The 441-nt window shown below is 56.5% G+C and carries 1 pseudogene; it reads right to left on the bottom strand.

Annotated elements, in window-relative coordinates:
* Positions 1 to 50: 50 nt before the first annotated feature.
* A pseudogene (locus GV819_RS32615) lies at positions 51 to 441 on the bottom strand (hypothetical protein); the annotation flags it as partial.

The following is a 441-nucleotide window of genomic DNA, read 5'->3' as shown; positions in this document are numbered from 1 at the left end:
GTCGTATTGAATGGGGCGACCGTACTGGTCGACGATCTTGGACTGAGCCATTACCAAATGCCTTTTGTGGAGCGCCAACCGGCGCCGATCTTGATATCTCGGTCATGCTGAGACGCGGGCTTGACTCGGTGATATTCGTAGACGTAGCCACCTACGTGATTGAGAGCCGCGAAGTTCATAAGTGCCCCCGCGACCGCACCATCGCCGTGGCGTATCAGTGCGGCATCCTTTAAATCCTTTCGCTCGATCTTTGGCACCATCGGTATGCCATCGATAAACTCGACCGCCCGGTGGTCATCCTCCAGGGAGGCGTCCCGAGGCAGAGTGATAAAGCCGTCTTCGAACAGTGAGATGTACTTACCCATCCACTCGCCGTACCAGGTACGCGACAGAGTGATTTCGTGCACTGGCCCACCTGTCCAGCCGTCTCTCTCTTTGTCC

Source organism: Pseudomonas sp. Fl5BN2 (assembly GCF_009908205.1).
GTDB lineage: Bacteria > Pseudomonadota > Gammaproteobacteria > Pseudomonadales > Pseudomonadaceae > Aquipseudomonas.
The sequence above is the reverse complement of the archived record's forward strand: the minus strand, read 5'-3'. Positions and strand labels throughout refer to the sequence as shown.